This window comes from Granulicella sibirica (assembly GCF_004115155.1).
In the GTDB taxonomy this organism is placed as follows: domain Bacteria; phylum Acidobacteriota; class Terriglobia; order Terriglobales; family Acidobacteriaceae; genus Edaphobacter; species Edaphobacter sibiricus.
The window spans coordinates 131,405-151,766 of the sequence record NZ_RDSM01000007.1 but is presented as its reverse complement, the minus strand read 5'-3'; the positions used below and the strand labels follow the sequence as shown (position 1 = coordinate 151,766).

The following is a 20,362-nucleotide window of genomic DNA, read 5'->3' as shown; positions in this document are numbered from 1 at the left end:
GCCTATCTCACCGCAGGTAACAAAACCGGCGTGGCGTGGTCTGACTCGCTCATGCCGGTGAGCAAATGGCAGATACCGAAAAGTATTGCTGCGTGATGCCGGAAACGTATGGGGTCGGCGTGGGAGACTCCAAGTTCGCTATCTGCTGCAATCGCAAAAGCCACAATGGCCCAACTTGTTGGCAAACAGGTGGTGGGTCCCGGTGTTGCTGCCGCGGTTCCGGCGCCCGACGGACAGTGGTGGCACTACCTCAATGGGTTCGCCCCTGGCGATATGCCTGATGGCCCTGACGGCAAGGACAAGGTTCGCATCGACGGCCCTTCGGACTGCGGCTATGAATGAACGTGCCATCTGACCGTCGCGTAGGTGAAGTAAGCGACAGCGAACTCGCGAATTGGATTCTGCCACAGAGACGGAGACACCCATCCTCGGCAGACGTGTGATACAGAGAGCAGCGGTCCAGTAAAGGGCCATAAGCTCAGCCGCGCGGGATTGGATTGAGAGGGCATCGCTGCAAAGCAGGCCGAACTCTGGGCCGACGATCTCACCGAGCCGCGGATCGAGCACTGAAAATCTCACCCTCTGCCCGCCGTTGAGATTGTGACCGAGATCGCTTTCCAATTGAGATCACAGTCGGCGGCCTGCTATTCGACATGGATGGCGTTCTCGTAAGGTCCAGCCACGGAGATTGGCTGGACACGGTGAGCGCATCATGGTCTAAGCGGCTTTTTTGACCCTGCGTTGAACGCACGGCCGTGGAACTGTCCACATCATTCGAGAACACATCTCGAATTCTCACCGTCGACTTGATCGGTACCATTTCGCACAACACGATTCCTTCGCGGGAGAAAAGCAATCCGGTGTCATTGCTGACCCCGGTTTTGTGGAGGTGCCGGCGTCGCTCCCGTCCTACTGATGGGCTGTCGTCACGTCAGCTTCTGATGAGATGATGCGTAATCGGCTGGCAGCGGCTGGGATCCCGACACCTGCGCACACAGTTGGCCGCGACACCGTGAGCCTGGGGAAGCCACATCCGGAGGGCTATCTTTGAGGTGCTGGAATCTCACTCGCTAGCCCAGGAATGTCTCGTGATCAGAGATGTACCGGCATGAGTTCGAGCTGGCAAAGCGGCAGGTTGCCAGGTTCTCGCTCTCGCTTCTTCGCATCGTCCGAGCCAGCTTCAGGAAGCGGATTGCATTCTCGATTCCATCGATCGAATTGCGGTCTACGTCGACTCAGAAAGTGCAGCACCCACCTCGATTATTTCGCGCTCAAAAGTAGTTATGAGGGGTTGCCAATCTACTGTATTCCGTAGCGCTTCAGCAACGTTTCGATGCATTGCTTCACAATCAATGCGGCGATAAACCCGATCATTCCGAAAATTGCCATGAGCGCTGACACGGTCCACCAGCGTGGTTCGAAGAAGACATCATGACCGAGTAAGCCTGTGGCTTGAAAATAGTTGGGGAGTTGCGAACCGACCAGCAGCCCGAAGACGCTAAGCGGAGCAAAAATGAAGAGTAGAAAAAGAAGTTCTTTGTTTGTGAGTTTGCGCATATGGCTATCATAGGACCGCTTCCTGTGAGTTTTCCTTCTGTGAGGAGATCTTGCTTGGAATGCGTATCCCGCGTGCCACAAACCTACAGGCACGGCGGTGGAGTGTAGTTGGCGTGCACTGCAAAGTGCAAAGGAACTTTGCTTCGCATCGAGAGAGGGCCTGACACGTCATCACCAAAGAAGGAGTTGGCGCATAAACACATATTTCTGGCAGTTTATGCTGTGACCGTCCCACGTAGAGAACCGTCTGATTTAGACGAGGCAGAAGAGGACTCACCGCCGCACTGCCGATCCGGAAAGCTGAATACAATTCAGCTGCCTTCTAGAACGTGGATGCGAATATGCTATACGACGCAATCATCCTTGGAGGCAGCTATGCTGGTTTATCGGCGGGACTGCAACTCGCGTGGTCTAAACGTAAAGTATGCATAATCTACTGCGGTGAACCAAGTGAAGGATGCGCGATCGTGCGGGTGATCCTAGTTACAGTATCAGCATGGTGGAACGTGTTTCACAACTGCCAGTGGCGTCGTCCACTGTGAGATCATGAGGCCTCCTTGGTCCCAAGCGAGGAACCTACCCGTCTTCAGTCTCGTTGTCGTATAGAGCCTGATAGAGCTTAGAGCCCTTGTAAAGCAAAGTGTGAGTCCCCTCCGCCAGTACATGGCCGCCTTCGAGAAGGATGACACGATCTACCCAGGTCAAGGAACGCAAGCGATGGGAGATCAACACCAGCGCCGTATCTTTGCAGTAATCAGCGACCGCCTGTAGGAGAGCTTGTTCCGTGGGAAGATCAAGCGCTGATGTGGATTCGTCCAGTATGAGGATCGATGAGTTTCGCAACAGCGCTCTTGCAATCGCAAGCCTTTGACGTTCTCCTCCGGAAAGCCCGACGGCCTCAGGGCCAACGATCGTGTCCAGGCCCCTCGGTAAACGAAACAGGACGGAGCTCAACTGAGCAATGTCGATCACCCGTTGGAGCATGCTGTCCGTGGCATTTCGATTGGCCATCAGCAAGTTATCTCTAATCGTTCCCGAAAACAGGACTGGATGTTGTGGCACATAGCAGATTGTCTGACGGAGAGCGCGCAACGAATATTCAAATGCTGGACGACCATCAATCAGAACCGCTCCGGCCGTTGGATCCACGATGCGGGCGAGCAGCTTTGAGAGGGTTGATTTTCCGGAGCCGCTCCGGCCGACAATGGCCACGTTTTCGCGATCTCCGATTTGCAGTGAGACCCGGTGCAACACATTTTCATTCGATCTATACGCAAAGGACACCAAGTCGCAATGCACGCCTGTCGATAGCGGCAGCCTGATCTCTGTAATTTTGCCCTGGTCAGGCACTGTTGGCTCAGTAGAAAGGATAGTTCGCACGCGCCGAACGCTGGCCAGCATGCGCTGCGCCCTCGAGTAAAGTTCCAGAGCTGTAGATACCGGCTCGAAGATGCGGGTGACATAGGTGTAGAACGCCACGAGGCCGCCTAATGTTAGGAGGTCAAGAGAGTATTCGTGTATTCCGAAACCGAGGACCAGAAGAATGGCGATGGCTAGCACACTCGTTACGGAGATACTGAACAGAATCTCCGTTCGTCGCTGAGCCCATTGCGCCCTCATCACGCGAGCCCACGCGTCGACAGTCCGTCCAATCCGATCCTCCTCGGCGCCAAGCAACTGGATCTGCGGCACGGCCCCTAGGTGCTCTACGAGAGCACCAGACGCGACCCCTATCTCGATCTGGGCCTGGTCCGCTCGCTCTTGAATCACTCCGCGGAATCTTGAGCGAACCCAGATGAATAGCGGCGGGAGAGGAAGCGTCACGATCGTCATTTTCCAGTTAAGTACGAACATGATGGCCAAATTTACGAAAAAGAAGACGACGCTCCGAACGACAACATTAGCCATCTCAGCTCCGATCTGCGAAATCTGGAGCACATCCTGATCGATCCGACTCAGCTTTTCTCCTACCATGGTCCGTTCATGCCAGTCGGCGGACAAGCGTGTCATATGTGCGATGATCTCCACGCGAAGATCCTGCGCGAGCAGCTGCGCGACCCGAAAACTGACGAGTCCGCTTCCTCCATTCAGGGCAGACCGCCCGACAAAGCATAGAGCCAGGGACACGACTGTCAGGAGCGAATCGGAAAGCCTCCTATGTGGCAATGTCGTATCGATCAAATATTTCATCAGGAGTGGATCGAGCGTTGCAATTGCGCCGGCGAAGATCGCCGTGACTAGCCCAAAGCCCACTAGTGTTGCATGTGGGCGCAACCAGCCAAGGAGCCATTGAGAATCCCCGACAGTTGTTTCGGCGGGGTTGAGGACCGTTTTGGTTGGTTGACTTCCTAACATCGTCGTAGTTTCCTTTGAGAGCGAACTGCTTTACCCTTGTTGCTAGATCCGAAGGCGTAGCTCTGACAGAGCAGCTCGCATTCAAGGAGGAAGAGTGCCATGAGAGCTCCACTGTTTCTGTTCCCACCCAGCGTCGCGACATTGCATCGATGGCCAGCAAGACGCTCCGTGAAGACGCGCCAGCATTAGTTGCGAGCGTCTTCTCGATACTGATCGGGCATTCCAACCAGCTCCCGCCGCTATATCGGCAGAAGCCCTGCTCGAAGTTCTCCGTGACGGCGCGATAGGCCTTGCTAGTACCGTGGAAGAGCCATCGCAAACAGTAACCAACCCCGCCTGAATCTGTAGACCGTAGAGCTTTTTCCAGGTGCTGTATAGCGTGTGTTGCGTCGCTGACCTGAGGACCGCTTTGTGTCGAACCGCGTACCAGAAGAACTCTCCCCAATAGAGAAGCAAGCGATTGCGCGCATTCGCGCTCTCAGGTTTTCGCCTGAAGAGGATCTGTCTTCGGTCCTGCAGAATCCCGCTCGCGCGATGCACAACATCATCCTTACCTTTCACGGCCACGTGAAATTGCGTATGGCTCCGATCGCGAATGAACTGGGTGTGGAGATGCGAACATTGGAGCGGGCGTTCAATGTAGAGATCGGGAAGACAATGCTCCAATGCCAAATCGATGCACGCCTCGGTCTCGCACACTCGCTTCTCAGTATGATTCCACCGACCAAGTTGAGTGTGATTGCCAACCTGCTCGGCTACGATGAGGTGCGGGATTTCGCGCGGTTCTTCCACAAGCACATGCATGAAACACCGTCGGCTTGGGGCCGCCGCGAGCGTGAGAAGACCAAGAAGCAGGAGCGTCTGGCTTCCGGCGTGCGAGAGCCGATCTAGCTTCTAGCCACTGTAGCGCTGATCCATAGCGAGGCTTACGAAGGCCTTTCACTTTGTCGCATCCTGCGACCTAGTTTCGATTGCATGTTACATAATGCAGGAGCACACTCGTCCTCACAGTTGGTTCGTAGAGATTGAGTTCTCTCGTATTCCGGCCATACTCCCACAATTCCGTCTTGTGACCTGACGCCCACCGAACCATCTCAAGGTACTTCGTCAACCGGCATTTCCGTTGCCGTCTAGCAGGCATTGCCGTTTCCTATAACGGCTAACGATGGAGAAAACACATGGTAGCCGTGGCTCCCAACCTCAAATCAATTTCAGATCCAGATGGAGCTGTTGTTTTCGATATTCTTCGCGACACCTTTATCGCATTGAATATGACTGGTGCATATGTGTGGACGCGATTGGAAAAAGGCCAGCTAGTGGATGCGATTGTGAACGAGTTAGCTCGAGATACGGGATCAGATCCACATGAAGTTGCCGCTGACGTTGCTGAATTTATGGAGCAATTGATGATAAGACATCTCATCGTCTCACCACCGGATGGAAACCGCAGTTCGAGGTTGTAACATGCCGGATTTCCTAACCTATCGTTTAGCTTTGATATTGCCTCGACCGCGTGCCCTACTAGTCGCTTCGATCGATGGAGTCTTCGTGCTACCTCAAATATCTATCTCACGGTGGGAACGTGTAGCCCAACAATTGACTCGAAGCATTCAAGAGAATTGGGGTTTAGGAGCAATACTCCTTGATGTAGTAGATGAAGATTGTCCTGATACCCCTTGTGCTGTAGTTGAGGTCAGGAATTCGCTCCTCTCCTATTCAGCGAGTCTAGCGGCAGTAGACCTTGACGAAATCAACGGCCAAGCATTGAAGCTCACGGAGCGAGAGGTAATTCGTTCTCTACTCAATGGCCGCAACATTGGACGTGGGCCATTTTCACGGATCGGATGGCTTGAGGATGTGCAGGACTGGATTCGTCAATGTGTAACCGATCAGGCGACTTATTTTGACGAAAATGTCAGACAGCTTAATGCGAGCGGCAGCTTCGCGCTGGTCCGTTTTCCGATGCATGCTGGTCCAGCATATTGGTTGAAAGCCACGGGCACACCGAACATCCATGAGCTATACATCACTGTTTGTTTAGCACAGATCTCCCCATCGTTTCTTCCACCGCTGCTCGGCGTGCGCACCGAGTGGAATGCGTGGATAACACAGGAAGCGGGTTACCCGCTGGATGACGTACCTACTTTGTCAAACTTCAAGACAGCGGTACGCTCTCTCGCGGAACTGCAAATGGAGACTCTCAACTGTACCGACATGCTCACCAGGGCTGGAGCCCTCGACCATTGCGTACCAGTGCTTCGATCCCGAGTCGATCAGGTGATGAACTACCTAATGGCGGTCATGCCACGTCAGACCTCTACACGTGCGCCGCGGCTCGAAGAGCACAGACTCCGACAACTAGGAATCATCCTTCGGGATGCGTTCGATAGGCTGGAGGCATTGGAGATTCCCGATACTCTCATCCATAACGACCTCAATCCAGGAAATATTCTTTTGGACGGCTGTCGGTGTCGCTTCACAGATTGGGCCGAAGCCTACGTTGGTAACCCGTTTCTATCTCTTCAACTCTTTCTCGTGATTGCTGAAAAACGCGCACCAAATCATGAAGGGGAGTTCTGGAGAAAACAGCTCAGTGAGGCCTATTGCGATATGTGGAGCAAGCTACTTAACGGCTCTCAAATCGCGCGGGCTTGCTCTCTGATTCCTCTTCTCTCCGTCTATTCCTGCCTGCATGGAAGGGGCGATTGGTTCGGGTCCGAGAGGAGTAAGACGCCCCCCTTTGAGGCTTATGCACGCTGCCTCGCACGCCACATGGATCGCGCAGCACAGAGTCCGGAGTTCCTGGGTGCGCTATGCCGGTAAGCAAGCTTTCCATGCCTGGTGTCGAAGAGGTCCTTCACGGCGTTACCGTTTCCGACCCTTATCGCTGGCTCGAAGATCGACGCCTCCCTGAGACAGAGGCTTGGATCCTGAAGCAGCAGAAGCTCTGCACAGAGTATTTCGAACGCGTCCCCGGACTCGACGCGTTGCGGGAGCGGGTCCGCTCATATCTCGATGTGGATACCATCGAACAGCCTTTGCGAATCAAGGATCGCTACTTCTACCTCAGGCATGAAAAAGGAGAAGAACAGAAGTCGATTTGCGTGCGATACGGAAGAACCGGTGAGGAACGACGACTGATCGATCCGTCAAAGTATGATCCGTTCGCCTCCGTCCGTATCCACCGTGTTTCACAAGACGGTAAAATGCTTGCGTATGAGCTCAGGCATGGAGGCGAGGACCGGTGCTCGATTCATATCCTCGACATCGAGACAACCACTATCCTCCCTGACCAACTGGAAAGTGGCTATCCCCGCGGATTCGCATTTACCCCCACAAACGATGGCTTCTACTATTGTCACGACACCGGTGAGGGCAGAAACCACTCGATTCGGCTACATCGATTCGGAGAAGCTACCGCGGAGGAAGTTCTCCTTGAAGTCCCACGTTCTCCAGGGAGCCGTCTGGTACTTGTGGCGGACGAGTCACGTCTGGGTGCGATCTGGATTCATCAGCACGCCAACACAGAGAAACTTATTGATTTCACCATTTCATCAGCAACGCACACACTGGCATGGAGAACAGTTTTCTCTGGCAAGCCGCATCCATTCCATCCTCTACTCTGCAGCGGAAGAATCTTTGTTTCGACCCAGAATCAATATGGCAACACCAGAGTGATAGAGCTAGCCGAGGATGGTCGCGAACTGCGGGAATTGATTCCCGCGCGTTCGTTACCTCTCCGGCAGTTTGCCATAGCCCACACTCGCATCTACGCCGGATATGTTGATGACGGAATAGAGGAGGTATTTGCATGGGATTTCAGAGGGCAATTTCTCGGAAGACTAAATCTTCCGAACGATGGCACCATACAGATTTATGAGACCCCTTATCAGGACGCGGACGATTTCTTCTATACCTACGAATCTTTTAGCCGTCCTCCTGAGATCTTCGAATATTCCGCCCTTACGGATAGCTCCACGGTGTGGCATCCATCCACGACCCTTACCGAACGGGTTTCTTACCACATAGGGCGCGTCTCCTATCTGTCAAGGGACGAAACCGAGATCCCACTCACGCTCGTGGCGTCCGACGGTGTAAGCCTGCACGGCCCTGCTCCAGTCATCATGACTAGTTATGGCGGATTTGGTATCTCAGTCACCCCCCACTTTTCCATCTTAGCCACCATCATGATGGAGTTTGGCGCTATCTTTGCGCTACCGCATATCCGTGGCGGAAGTGAATTCGGCGTGCAGTGGCATGACTCAGCCCGTGCACGTAATCGCCAGAAGGCTTTCGACGACTTTCTCGCGGCCGCCGAGTTTCTGTGCGACCGGGACATCACGACACCCGGCAGGCTTGCTATCTTTGGTGGATCGAACTCTGGATTACTCGTTGGTGCTGCGCTAACTCAACGTCCGGATCTCTTCGGAGCCGTTCTCTGCATTGCTCCGTTGCTCGATATGGTTCGATATGAATCGTTCAACGGCGCGGCTAGGTGGCGACGCGAATATGGAACGGTACAGGATGCGGACGACTTCCATGCGCTTTACGCCTATTCTCCCTACCACCGCGTCCAGGAGGATGTCGACTATCCTCCCGTAATGTTCGTCTCGGGTGATAAGGATGATCGCTGTAATCCAGCTCACGTGCGAAAAATGGCTGCTCGTCTCCAGTATCGTGACGCCCAGCGTTCGGCAGTCATCGTGGACTATGGTGAAGAGCGCGGACATACCCCGGTCCTTCCGCTTTCTGTCCGCATCGACGCACTTGTTCGCAGAATGGCCTTTCTCGCAAAGCAGCTGAACATCACACTTTTGAAACGGGAGACCGCATGAAACGCTACGTGCTGGAAAGCTGGCTGCTTCTATTGTTCTTTGAATTCGTTATGCGCTTCCGGGCGATCAAAACGCTCCATCGCATCGTGCATGCGTGCATAGTAGAGCCCAAGGAGATGGCGGAAGGACCTTCTAGTGATGTCCTCTGTAGAGCAATGGATTACGCATGTGTCCTCTATTTCAAGCAGGTCCTATGCCTTCAGCGCTCTTCGGCAACCACATTGCTGCTGCGCCGTCACGGATGGCGGGCGGAGATGGTAATCGGGGCACAGATACGGCCCTTACGGTCCCACGCGTGGGTGGAGATTAATGGAACGGTGGTTAATGACAGGCCCTACATGCTGGACATCTACCAGGTACTAGAACGCTGCTGAGGTTAGGGTATGAGCATTATATTCGGAGTTCGCAAGTCGGAAGAAGATCTCGTCACTGAACAAGATCTCCTGCACCTAGGCCATACTACGGACCGCTACGCGCTGGATGGAACGTCGGTGCATAGCCGGGGCAGGGTGGGAATGGGCTTTCAGCCATACCACACTCACGAGAGGTCACGGCTCGAGTGTGGCCCATCTAGCGACAACGATACCGGCAATATGCTGGGCTTCGATGGACGACTAGATAACCATAAAGAGCTCTGCTCTCTGTTGAATATAGCGGTTCCCCAGGCGTCCGATTCCGTCATCGTGCTTGCCGCATTCGCCCGTTGGGGAGAGTCTTGTTTCGCGCGTCTCACCGGCGATTGGGCTTTGGCGCTCTGGTGTCACAATGATCGAGCGCTGTATCTTGCCCGAGATCACGCGGGTTCGCGCACGCTCTATTACGAGATCACGAAAGACACACTGTTGTGGACCAGCCACTTGGAAACATTCTTCGCCGACACCCCATCACGCACGCTGGATGAAACCTACGCAGCAGGCTATCTCGCGTGCCTGCCCACCGGAAACTTAACTCCCTATCGTGGAATTAGGTCTGTCCCACCAGCCCATTATCTAAGGTTTAGGGATGACAATCTCCTATGCCAGCCGCATTGGACCTGGATGGTGCGGGAGCAGATTTCCTATCGCAGCGACGTCGAGTACGACGAACACTTCCTCTCGCTGTTCAAGCAGTCTATCAAGCGGCGAACGATCCCAGGCGCACCTGTCATAGCCCAACTGAGTGGCGGGGTGGACTCTACGGCCATTGTTTGCGTGTCGGACGCCATCCGGCGTGAACAGGGTGTTTGTCCGGAAGATCTCCTCGATACGATCTCTTTTTATGATGACTCCGAACCAACCTGGGACGAGAAGCCATATTTTATGCTCGTAGAACGCCAACGCGGGAAGGTCGGTCATCATGTGCCGGCGTCCTTCTTGAAGCACACGTACAAACCTCATGAGGGTACCTCGGGCATTTATCGCTTGCCCGGCCAGGACAGCTACACGATTGAAGCGGAACGTGACCTTTATCAGCTAACCGAGGCTAATGGGTATCGGGTGGTCCTGTCGGGCATCGGTGGGGATGAGGTATTGGGCGGTGTTCCAAACGCTCTCCCGGAACTCTCCGATCTGCTCATGTGCGGAGACCTCCGAGCCCTGTGTCAACGATCATTTGCATGGAGCCTTCCAACACGCAAGCCACTCATCCGTTTGATCGCCGAGACTATTGCATTTACTTATGAAACCTACCGCGGAGATCGTATGGCGGAGACGACCGCACCTCCCTGGTTAAATCCTTCACAGCTAACTTCGTTATTAAACCAGGGAACGAACATCTCCGATACACGTTCTTTAGGACTGCGGCCCAGTGCGATCTGTAACGGTGCCACATGGTGGACAATTCTGGACACGCTTCCCCATCTATCCTTCACCCTTCTGCCGTCCTGCGAGTACCGCTATCCCTACTTGGACAAGGACCTTGTAGACTTTTTATTCAGGATTCCGCGCACACAGATCATTCAACCAGGGCGTCGGCGGTTGTTGATGCGCAGGGCATTGAAGGGGATCGTCCCTTCTGAAGTGCTGGAACGACCCCGCAAGGCATATTTGCTGCGAGGGCCATTGTCATCACTCCAACATGCCGAAGCTCCTATCAGGAATCTCTTCCGTGCGCCACGCATCGCAGGTCTTGGTCTCGTCAATTTACCGAACCTGAACCTTGCACTTGAAACACTGCTGAAGGGCGCAGATACCTGCAATTTCCGCTCGCTTACGCGAGCCATCGCCTTGGAGTTGTGGCTTCGCAGCATTGACAACGCTTCTGGTCCGATAATCGCGGCAGCCTAACACTCCCCGTGCGCGGACCGACAAGTCCGCTTCAGTTATGCCCTCTTGACGCATGGCCGAAGCGGAAATTCAATAACAGAGGAGCAATACCATGCAATATCACAAGCCGGAAATCACTGCGGTATCCAATGCGAAGGATACTGTACAAGGAACCAATGGGAAGGTTGGCATGCAATTCACCGACGCCATCAACGGTCAACGCCAGCTAAGCACGCCCGCAGCCTATGAGGCTGACGAATAGCAATAGAACGGTCTCGGGCCGCTGTCACGCCCGAGACCGTCCTTTTACTTGTTTGGGCGAATGTGATCCCCTTCCCATCCTCCTCGATCAATGTGCTAAGAATCTACCTGAGAACCGTGAAAGAGAAAGCTCATGAAAAAAAACCGATGATATATGTCGAGCCGCGCATCATTGCTACATCGAATGCTCAAACAACCGCTTAGGGACCAATGGTAAATGCGGAAACCTATATTGCGAGGTTGCTCCTGGCTACTGTGAGCTTAGTTACCCCAGCAGTACACGAAGTAGACGAATACATTGCCATCCAGATCACCCTATGGTTCATTTTGACGGGATTTCTGCGGCTCGACCATTGGCTCTGAAGCATGTTGTAATCGTCGCAACTTCTTCCATCGCAAATACTGCTCACGCTTATTCGGAGATGGATCTTCATAATCTTGCAGCCAAAATGAAAACCAATCCACGAGGCCGTCCATGGCAATACATCGGTCGGATGGCCTTTCCATCGTGTGAGCAGCGCCTCGCAGGCTAATGAAATCAACAGGCTTATCTTGCATATCCAAGGCGGCGTACCACTCCCACATCTCCAGGACAGATGATGTTCTGTCGCGAGCGACTAGCCGGACTGGTGTGTGTACCTTGTCGAAACTGAAGCTTGGAGAATCTTTGAGCCAATGACTGAGGCCATCGATGGTAAATGGACTCCCATCGTTATACTCATCAAAAATGCGTTCTTCATCTGCGACATACAGGAAATAGCCTTCATCGACTCCGTCTGCAAGCGCCGCCGCGGCGAAAGGATAGTTACTATGCGTTAGAGTGAAAGCTGTAAACATCACGCTTATACTGAACCCGCTAATCCCTACGCGCTTCCGATCAATGAAGCCCTGAGCGTCGAGCGTATCGATTCCGGCCTCATAGGCTTCTTTCTCCATCTCCCGCGCACGCTCCCCTGGGATTCGCCCTAAGCTCCGCTCTATTTGATATTTGGCAGCATCTTCAGGCGTAGCGAGACTTAATGTTTGAAGGACTATAAACCCATTGGCTGCAAGCGGGCGAGCAGCAAAACCCGTGCTCCATTCGTCCATGCCGTCCATCGAAAAACGATCGCGGTCGAAGCCGTGGGTTTGAATCACGAGAGGATAACGCTTTCCTGCCCGGTAGTCAGGAGGTAAATATAGCCCCATAACCACTTTTACACCATGAATCGAAAGCGTCAGAGTCCTGACCTCCCCAAATTCAAGATCACGGAATTGAGGGTTGAGATCTATGAGCAATGCTCTGCGGTTATCGATCCTCGAAGCCACAAAGATACGCGGCGGCGAATTGGGGTCCTCTTCCAGATCAACTGTCACGCTGGGCTCGGCCGGATTCGAAACAGCCGCACTCCACTCAGCATTGGTTAATCGATGGGCATGGCGGTCTCGCAGGTTAACCTCCACCGGCTCAGATATTTTCGATTGAGACGGGGGCAAAAACGTCTTCATGTAAATTGTCCATCCGTCGGGTGACCATTTTATCTCGGGAGCGAATGATGCTGGTGCACCTACTGCTGAGGTCAGCTCATGCTGCTTCGTATCGAGAATGAATATCTCCTTCTCTCCCACACCATCACGCAAATCATGGTTGATTGCTCTACTTCCCCACAACCGCAAAGCCTTATCATCGTACTGAGCCCATGACAGATTCGCTCGACGGAATGTCAGCGCTACCGCGGCGTATGTTCCATTCGGTGACATCCATATTCCAGTGCCATGTGGGTCCGGTATGAGATAGCCAGGTGGAATCTGGTAACGCTGCTCGCCATCTCCGGTCTGGATAAAGAGATCCCGCCCATGTTCCTCTGTCTGCCACTGATCGGTCAATACATCAATCAAACTATGTCCGTTTACAATCAACTCATCATCTGTCTTGGACCTTCCATCTCTCAATATAGGCTCCGCAGAAAAAGCCACCACCCGCCCATCGGCAGAGATATCGAACGAATCAATCGCCGACTGATGATGAGTTCGTTGCAGAACTCGGCGGCTACTAGTGTCGATTATGTACACTTGGGATGGTTCTAGCGCTCTTGCCCCAAGGAAGACTAACCGGCGATTGTCGTTAAGCCATCTAACTTCGGATATTGCCGGTGTATTTGATGAAGATGACATCTGGCAAACGACGTTCGGTCTGGCCTGGTCAAACACATCGTTTACAGAAAACAGATACATCTTGTAGATGTTGGTATTTGTCCTTGTATCCGCCGTCCGCAAGACAATCACAAACTTCATCTTGTCTGGAGAGAATTGCGCCACGGAATAACTTCCAGGTGGGGCGCCTCCAAAATACAGCGGATCGGCCAATCGCGTCATCCGGATGGCGTCATCTACCGTAATCGCCCTTTTCTTTCCTGTCTGCGCGCCACTGGAACAACTTATCGCGACGACGATCATTACTGCTGCTGTCTTTCCTAACCATACAATGGCATGGTAAAAGCGGACATTCATCTTGACCTGACCTCATTCTGGGGTTGCTTGATGTGGTCTTGATTGTTAGAACTGCAACTTCAGAGCGAATTGCATGGATCGAGGCCCACCCTGTTGATATTGCGGAGCCACCGTGCCGAGGCTTTGATCCAACATCTTGGTCGCTTGCCCAAAAGTGGCGTCAGCTAGTATCGGGTCTACATAGCCGAAGTTGGGGTGGTTAAAGAGATTGAATACTTCGGCGCGAAACTGGAGCTTCACCGCCTCACGCATGGCGATCTCGCGCCGCGCCGCTAGGTTGAATTGGGTCTCTCCGAAGCCACGTACCAAATTGCGGGGAGCGTCGCCTACGGTGACACCAGCCGGCGCACTGAACGTCGCCTTGTTTACCGCGCGTCCACCAGGGTACTGATCTCCATATAGATATATGGGCTGGTTCGGTATGAGATTCACTCCACCATAGTTGAGTGTGCCTGTGATGGGGTCAGTAATGAAGCTCCCTTGGAGAGAGACAGGGAATCCGGTACGTCCCACGAAACGTCCGTCAACGGCCCAACCGTTCGTGACAACTCTCAACAGGGCATTTTCTCCTGCAACAGGAAGATCCCAACCAGCTCCCGCCGAAAAGTTGTTCCGAACATCAAAATCTGAACTGCCCCGCCGCACTGGAAGAAAGGAGATATATGTGGAGGCCTCGTCGATCGAATGGGCCCATGTATATGAACCTAGAACCTGAATCCCATGTCTCACTGAGCGCTGAAATTTAATTTGTAGCGCGTTATAGCTAGAACTGAGGCCTCCAATGTATTCGCCTATGGTGGAGAAATTACTGTTTGGTGCAGGTAAATCTTCCTGGCCAAGCTGACGGCGGCCATTCGCCCCCACATAGGACATGGTGACAGATTGACTTTTCCCAAGTGCTTGCTCGATGCTCGCATTCCACTGAAATGAATAAGGTAGTTGTAAGTGCGTGGGAAACATGTACACACTCGAGTATGGCGGATTAGAGGATGGACTGATGTTCACTTGGGAAGCCGTGAGCGGAAGAGTTGTACCCGAGTAAATTCCCGTGGCCGAAAAGCCGTACCCGCTGAATCCTGCCGCGCCCTCTTGATTGTCTGTATCAAAGAAGACACCGCCACCGCCACGGAAGACGGTCTCCCAGCCGGGAATAGAGTGGGCCTGCCACGCTGCACCGAATCGGGGCGCAAAATTGAACCATGTTGTGTTCCACAAGGGAGTGCCTCGTGGAGCAATCGAGAGGCTAGAAGGAACAGCCAAGCTGCCGGAGATTGTGTAAGCGTCCTTGCCATTTGCACCCGTGGGTGCAGGATTCACCTCCCAGCGCAGTCCGAGTGACAACGTCAACGATGGGATGACTCTCCAGCTATCTTGCCCGTACGCCGCGAACTCTTGAAAGATGGGCGTCGCCTGTACAGACGCGATCACGTAATTGAGCGAAGGTATACCTGTCAATACATCTGACGGCTTTTCGAGATATGACTCAATGAGAGGAGAGTAAAGCGGCGATCGTATATGCCGGTAATCAACTCCGAACTTAAGGACATGGTTAGCGCTTGTCCAGCTTATGGCGTTTACAAGGTTCCACTGAGTCTGAGAATTCGAGGTACCGCCAGCTTCGATATATGAAGATCCGACGCCCGGAAACGTAATGAGTGGCACAACGAACGAGGGGCTGGTCAAACCGTGAGCTATCGTCCCGGGAAGATCAACTGGAGCTGCGCCTCCAAAAGTGTCGAGCGAATAAGATGAGCGGACAAGGGATGTGGTGTACCCATAACGAGTCTCGTTGCTCAGATGATCTGTCATTTGAGCATTTGCGCCTGCCGTATAGCTTCGATTCATGGCCGCCGTTGTGCCTAGCGAGGACAACATGCGAGTATCGCTATTGCTCGGCGTATTCGCAAAACGAAAAAACACCGTAGTGTTATGGAGAAATGTGTGGTCGATTCGAACACTAGTGGAATTTATATCGCTCGGAAGCGAGTAAGACTGGATGAAGTCGGCCAAGCCGCTTTGGATCCTCGTTCCGGTTGGGACACCAAGTGGACACGGATAGTTGCTCGTCGCACCTTGAGTGCAAGCTACTAGCTCTTCATTTCCATTCTGGACCGGAAAAGTGTTAAGAATCGGCTGCATAGCCGCCACAGAATTCTGACGTAAATATGAGTCCGGGACATACTTGACCGTGGTTGCCTGTGGTTGGAGTAGCCGGAGGCCTTCATACGAGAAGAAGAAGAAGCTCTTGTTAATCCCGCTATAAAGTGTTGGCACCTGGATGGGGCCGCCGAGAGTTCCACCGAAGTCATTTTGGCGAAGAGCGGTGATAGGCTTGCTGACGTGGTCGTTAAACCAATCGTTGGCGTCGAAGTAATTGTTCCGCAAGTAGTCGTAGGCCGTTCCATGAAGGCTGTTGGTTCCCGACCGTGTTAAGAATGAAATCTGACCGCCGGGCGCACGTCCATACTCCGCCGAGTATGTTGACGATGCCACGCGAAACTCTTGCAATGCATCAACCGATACCAAACTTTGAGTCGTCCCAAGCGCTGTAGAACTTGCTACAGAGCCGCCAGTGGCGGCGCTTGCCGTGCCTCCGCCCGGACCCGCAGAAGTATTAGCCGCCACTCCATCTACTGTGTAATAATTTGACTCCGTCCTCTGTCCATTGATCGAAAAATCCCCGTTTGATAGCTTGCCTGAACCAGTTTGGGGGCTTTGCGTCACAACGCCCGGTGTCATAGAGATGAGATCCTGAAAGCTTCGGCCATTAAGTGGCATATTCGCCACAGATGTTCCATCGATTACTGTGCTGACTGAGGCATCAGTGGTATTGATCGTCAAGCCGCTGCCATCGACCGTCACCGTCTGATTGGCGGAGCCGACCTTCAATACAAGCTCCAATAACTTCTCGTCGCCGATATTCAGCAGAATGTTGTCCACCGCCAGATCAGCAAAGCCAGGCTTCGAAATTATTAGCTTGTAGTGGCCAGGTTTTAGATACGTAAAATGACCCGAGCCGGCTTTGCCACTGTTCGCACGCTGCTCCTGATTGGTGTCCGTATTGCGAATCACCATCGAAGCGTCCGGGATGAATGCTCCTGACAGATCAACGACAGTGATCGAGACGCTTGCGGAGGTACCGTCCGCGACTGCGTTGGGTTGAAGGAAAAGGAAGAGGAGCACAATCATGATCCAGGAAGCGGAATTTCGACAAAGCAATACATTCGGTCGCATAGTTATCCTCGGGCTCCGTGAGCCATGTATCTGAAGTCCTGGTTCTACGTCTTGTGGCGCTGCGAAGGGGTTTCGTGGAGGCGGTCGATAGTGGCTTCGAGCCAGCTCTCCTCGGCTTGGAGGTTAGTGATGAGCTCTTCCAGCTCTGCGGGGGTGATAGAAGGCGGTTGCGATTCTGGCGAGAGCGCAAAACCTGATGCGAGTGAGGAGTCGAGTTTTTTGGAGGCTCGAACGAGAGAGGTGAATCCGCCTCTGAACTCGACAACCGTACTGAACGGCGAAGCGGCGGGACTGGCGCCGGTAGCGTCGTGTGAGCGAAGTGGGATAGCTATTGTGTTCTCAATCAAGTTCGCGTGTTTGGCGCACGCATCGAGGTGCAGCTTGAGCAACGCGAGCCATCGTGCACGCTTTTCTGGGTGCATTGCCTGCAACTCGTCCGAGGTGAAATCCTTTGTGGCGATCTGGTCGGCAACCCAGGCTTCGCGGTGAAGTGCTGCGCCTGCCTCAATCAGTGCCGCCGCCGAGGCTCGGATACGAGCGTCCAATTCAGGTCCTTCGAAACCCTGCGCCTGCAACGGATCTCGCAGCAAACCTTCCCACGGAAGGTGGCCGTCCTCAATCGATACCTGAGTGTCGACCGTCAACGTCCTTGCCGTAGAGGAGCCGTATGCTCCGGGGCCATCTGGGGAGTGCAATTCGATCGTGAGTGCATTGAACCCGGGCGACGATCCTAGCTTCTCGATGAAAATCTGCTTTTGTGCAGATGATTGCAACACACCGCTAACCACCACCTCGTTGTTCTGTCCCCTTTCCACATCCACGCTGTCCTGAACCTGTTGTTGCTGTTTACTCAGGACTTCGAGAACTTCGAGGATGAGTTGCGCGGTATCAGTTCTGGCGATAGCACCTCCCGTAGCCGCGGCGCGCTTACCCTCAGAGATGGAAGTCAGCCTGAAATCGCCGTCGTGAACGCTGGAAGCGGGAAGAATCTCGTAGCCTACTTCCCTGAATCGATACTCCCGTTTGGCATCGCCTTGTTGGAGTTCCAGAGTTTCAACAACGGGTCGCATGGACTCCGATTCGATCTGAAGCGTCGCCTCGACGATGGTCGGCTGGTTGAGTATAGGGGATCGTCTGAACCCTACTTCGTAACCACCCTTCACCTCATTCACATAGACGTCGCTTGCGCCAGCCACCAGATCCTTGAAACTCTTGGCGTCCGGCGGGCAGCGCCAAACCCCGTCTGTCGATACGGTCTCCAACTGTGTCTCTGGCATGGGCCGAGTGCCGTAACCGGAAAAGTTAGTCTCTTTTCCTCGAGCATCGACCTCCTGCGCGGCCACCAAAGTGCCGTTCGCCGCACGGAGCCTGACAACCCGCAGCGGTAGATCAGAGCTGCGCAATGCCTCGACCTCAAGGTGGTTCGTTGTACGACTATCGCGGCGGGTGACATCCAAACTGAACTTGCTTCGGACGGCGCCGTGCACTGGGGTAGAGACCTTCAGCTTTTCTTCTGACCGGGAGAGAAGGGTGAGAGCACTGGGTGTTTGTAGTTTGCTTCGTGACTGATGCCGAAGCCCGATCACGGCTAGGAGCACGAAGCACGCGACAAGAGCGAAGATGCCAGCCGTCCTCCACCAATCGCGAATCCGAGTCCGTATGTGATCGATCCAGTTAGGTGAACTCGTTCCCTCAAGTGGGGAGGTTTGACTTACGGCCGAACCTGCTGTCCGTCTCTGTGTCGCTTCCGCAGCTCCCGAGGGAGGCCCGTCGCCCTCCGATTCGAACAATGGATCGTAGTAAGAGACATGGACCACCGGCGCTCCCTCGCTCCAGGTGAGCGAAACGGAGAGTTGCCGCCCGTCGCTCAGCTCGACCTCGGCGTGTTGGGTGTTTGGAAGCCCGGGTTCATCCGGTTGGAGATCGAGATAAAGCAGCCCCAATCCCTGCTCACTGAGGATTTCGACAAAACCAGGCTTTGACAGAGGCTGGAGTGCAATCTGAACCTTACTGGAAGCCCCTGCTATCGTCTGCACTCCTCGCACGACTCCATCGACGATGATCTGCAGCTTCGATGGTCTGTGCTCGTAGGTTTCGCGAAGCTTACGACGGAGTTTTTTCAGATCAGTTTTTTCAGATCTGGCTGGTGGTGGTCCGGCCTCTCCCGACGAGGGAATGTCGGGAAGGAACTGCAGTGTCAGGTCGGGTAAGGCCAGTATCTCGGTAGCCAAGTGAAGACAAGCGTGGCAGCTGACCAAGTGAGCGATCTCGTCGGTGCCGAAGGGAATCTCTATTGACGTTCCGTAGCGGTCATTGAGAAAGCCGGCGGGGAAGCACTGACCTTCCGGTTCTGCGAAGATCCTGTGGAGCAATTCCGCAAAAAGTGCATCGGATTGTTCGGGAAGATTCTTCGACGAGGCTTGTGGCTTCTTGTCGCTGCGGTCGAGAAACCGAAGCACGCTCGGCCGTTCCAGGTAGGCCTTTGCCTCAAGCCGCGCCGTCTGCGTCAGAGTGTCAACTCCGGCGCGCTTCGACTTGAGAATGGCCATTGTCTCCGTAGGCAGGTAGCCAATAAAGAACCGAAGAATTAAGGCCGCGGCTGCACGACTCGACTTGCGCCGTATGCAGGCGTATTCACAGATGCGGGCGAGATCGCTGCGTACGTACAGTAATTTGCTGCGATCTACCGCGGACATAGCCCACGCTACGGAATCGAAATCGACCACTAGGAGACCAGCTACGGCGTCATGGCCATGCCGTAACCGTTTTGAGAGGAAGAGGTTTCTAAGTGCCTTATAGAGATAAGCGCGAGCCTGGTCAGCGTCCGGAAGATCCGGCTTGTTCTTCATCCGCACGAGGCGGACACACAGGTCCTGCACCAAATCTTCGGCTTCTTCTGAGGTACCACGGGTTAGCTGATGCGCCCAGTCAAGCAGCCATGTGTAGTGCTCGAGGACAATAGCCTCGAGGTCCCGAGGGCTTTGCGATGACAAGAGTCTTGGGGAATTCACAGACGCGCTCCTGGATGTGCGCGCTTCAACAGGTAAAAGCGGCATTTTCTGATTTGGGGAGTTTTAGGGCAGGTCGTCGGAATCACGCCACTGTCGAAGCATGTTTCGGAATGGGAAGGGGAGTTTTGGAGAGATAGAGGGATAGTGGAGGCAGATGTAGACGACATCTAGACCTCACGGCTGCCGATATATATATGAACGCGAACGGAAAGATCCGAAGAGGGAGCTGATCGAAGAGATGTTCGGTTCGTAAGCGCGCCACCAAACAAAAAGCGCTTCAGCCCTTGATCTAAAGGGCTGAAGCGGATGCTGTTGGAATTACCTGATCAAGCTGCACAGACCAAGAAAGTCCGACATTAGCGTGTGTTTTGGTGGC

13 protein-coding genes are annotated in these 20,362 nt (G+C 53.8%); 8 read left to right on the top strand and 5 right to left on the bottom strand.

All coding sequences use genetic code 11. The annotated features are described in order from the left end of the window. Nucleotides 1-165: 165 nt before the first annotated feature. Nucleotides 166-342 (top strand): hypothetical protein, encoded by a 177-nt coding sequence (locus GRAN_RS25690; RefSeq protein WP_161571179.1) that lies wholly within the window; start codon nucleotides 166-168, stop codon nucleotides 340-342. A gap of 957 nt (nucleotides 343-1,299) precedes the next feature. Here GRAN_RS25690 and GRAN_RS24875 read toward each other — a convergent pair. Together GRAN_RS24875 and GRAN_RS24865 are read right to left on the bottom strand one after the other, a co-directional pair. Next, entirely contained in the window at nucleotides 1,300-1,557 is a 258-nt protein-coding gene (locus tag GRAN_RS24875; protein WP_128915767.1) for a hypothetical protein, read from the bottom strand. Between the two features lie 576 nt (nucleotides 1,558-2,133). Further along, nucleotides 2,134-3,912, bottom strand: coding sequence for an ABC transporter ATP-binding protein (locus GRAN_RS24865; protein WP_128915766.1), 1,779 nt, complete (start codon nucleotides 3,910-3,912; stop codon nucleotides 2,134-2,136). A 411-nt stretch (nucleotides 3,913-4,323) separates the two neighbouring features. Here GRAN_RS24865 and GRAN_RS24860 point away from each other — a divergent pair, with 411 nt between their 5' ends. The 7 genes from GRAN_RS24860 to GRAN_RS25685 all read left to right on the top strand — a co-directional run bounded on the left by GRAN_RS24860 (nucleotide 4,324) and on the right by GRAN_RS25685 (nucleotide 11,252). Then, nucleotides 4,324-4,803, top strand: a complete 480-nt coding sequence (locus GRAN_RS24860; protein WP_128915765.1) for a helix-turn-helix domain-containing protein — start codon at nucleotides 4,324-4,326, stop codon at nucleotides 4,801-4,803. A 287-nt stretch (nucleotides 4,804-5,090) separates the two neighbouring features. After that, a complete protein-coding gene (locus tag GRAN_RS24855) occupies nucleotides 5,091-5,375 on the top strand; it encodes a PqqD family protein (RefSeq protein ID WP_128915764.1) in 285 nt (94 codons plus the stop codon). A gap of 1 nt (nucleotide 5,376) precedes the next feature. Further along, complete coding sequence (locus tag GRAN_RS24850) at nucleotides 5,377-6,735, top strand: phosphotransferase (protein WP_161571178.1); 1,359 nt, start codon at nucleotides 5,377-5,379, stop codon at nucleotides 6,733-6,735. Next, complete coding sequence (locus GRAN_RS24845; RefSeq protein WP_128915762.1) at nucleotides 6,726-8,747, top strand: prolyl oligopeptidase family serine peptidase; 2,022 nt, start codon at nucleotides 6,726-6,728, stop codon at nucleotides 8,745-8,747. Before GRAN_RS24850 ends, GRAN_RS24845 begins: the two co-directional genes overlap by 10 nt. After that, nucleotides 8,744-9,121 (top strand): lasso peptide biosynthesis B2 protein, encoded by a 378-nt coding sequence (locus tag GRAN_RS24840; protein ID WP_128915761.1) that lies wholly within the window; start codon nucleotides 8,744-8,746, stop codon nucleotides 9,119-9,121. Before GRAN_RS24845 ends, GRAN_RS24840 begins: the two co-directional genes overlap by 4 nt. 9 nt (nucleotides 9,122-9,130) lie before the next feature. Then, on the top strand, nucleotides 9,131-11,011 hold the full coding sequence (locus tag GRAN_RS24835) for an asparagine synthetase B family protein (protein ID WP_128915760.1): 1,881 nt from the start codon (nucleotides 9,131-9,133) through the stop codon (nucleotides 11,009-11,011). A 91-nt stretch (nucleotides 11,012-11,102) separates the two neighbouring features. Further along, nucleotides 11,103-11,252 (top strand): hypothetical protein, encoded by a 150-nt coding sequence (locus GRAN_RS25685; protein ID WP_161571177.1) that lies wholly within the window; start codon nucleotides 11,103-11,105, stop codon nucleotides 11,250-11,252. Nucleotides 11,253-11,566: 314 nt separating this feature from the next. Here GRAN_RS25685 and GRAN_RS24830 read toward each other — a convergent pair whose 3' ends face one another. Genes GRAN_RS24830 through GRAN_RS24820 form a run of 3 tightly spaced genes read right to left on the bottom strand, consistent with a single transcriptional unit; the run spans nucleotide 11,567 to nucleotide 20,031 of the window. After that, nucleotides 11,567-13,741 (bottom strand): prolyl oligopeptidase family serine peptidase, encoded by a 2,175-nt coding sequence (locus tag GRAN_RS24830; protein WP_128915759.1) that lies wholly within the window; start codon nucleotides 13,739-13,741, stop codon nucleotides 11,567-11,569. Nucleotides 13,742-13,786: 45 nt separating this feature from the next. After that, entirely contained in the window at nucleotides 13,787-16,975 is a 3,189-nt protein-coding gene (locus GRAN_RS24825) for a TonB-dependent receptor (RefSeq protein ID WP_128915758.1), read from the bottom strand. 44 nt (nucleotides 16,976-17,019) lie between these two features. Next, nucleotides 17,020-20,031, bottom strand: coding sequence for an RNA polymerase sigma factor (locus GRAN_RS24820; protein WP_128915757.1), 3,012 nt, complete (start codon nucleotides 20,029-20,031; stop codon nucleotides 17,020-17,022). Nucleotides 20,032-20,362 lie beyond the last annotated feature (331 nt).